The organism is Blautia sp. HCP3S3_G3 (genome assembly GCF_052063365.1).
Taxonomy (GTDB): Bacteria; Bacillota; Clostridia; order Lachnospirales; family Lachnospiraceae; genus Blautia_A.
This window is the reverse complement of the sequence record NZ_JBQHXR010000074.1, coordinates 1-606: the sequence shown is the minus strand read 5'-3', so window position 1 is coordinate 606 and position 606 is coordinate 1. Positions and strand designations below refer to the sequence as shown.

1 protein-coding gene is annotated in these 606 nt (G+C 65.2%); it reads right to left on the bottom strand.

Annotation, left to right across the window (positions count from 1 at the left end; genetic code table 11):
- Nucleotides 1-64: 64 nt before the first annotated feature.
- Entirely contained in the window at nucleotides 65-445 is a 381-nt protein-coding gene (locus tag ACTNEW_RS16330; RefSeq protein WP_441042085.1) for a hypothetical protein, read from the bottom strand.
- Nucleotides 446-606: the final 161 nt, after the last annotated feature.

Sequence of the window (606 nt, the reverse complement as noted above, 5' to 3'; positions counted from 1 at the left end):
CCTCACGGACATAGCCGGTGAGCTCGGCAGGGTCGATCAGGTCAGTCCACAGTTCAGCCATGGATCAGCCCTCCTTCACGAGGTCGAACTTCGACGCGTCGGAACCGGTTTGCGGCTCGACGTGCGCCTTGGGGAGCTTGGAGACGTTGATCGAGCCGTGCCACACGACGGGCACCGCGAGATCAGAGACCCCATCGGTAGCCTCGTCGGAGAACAGAAACCCGAGCTTCTCGCCCGAGGCACCCGTCCACGGCTCGATCGCGCCGAGGTTGGCGATGTTGAGCTCCAGGCCGGACGGGAAGAACCCCTTGGGGTAGTGCCCATCGGTCAGGCTGGTGCCCTTGGTGAACTTCGACACGTCGAGCGTGCCGGTGTGGTTGTTGACAATTGCGTGAGCCGAGGCGAGCCAGGAACGATTCCCGCCCGAGAACGACTCAACCTTCATGCGAGGCATGGTCACTCCTTCTTCTGATGTAGTTGCCGGTAGGCGTCGCGGCCCGCTTGAACGGTGCCGCCCTTGTTGGAATCGCCCCCACCTCGCCCGATGGACGGGTCCGGCTTGGGGCCGCGGGGCTTCGCGCCGTCGCTGCCGGTGTGGTCGGCGGG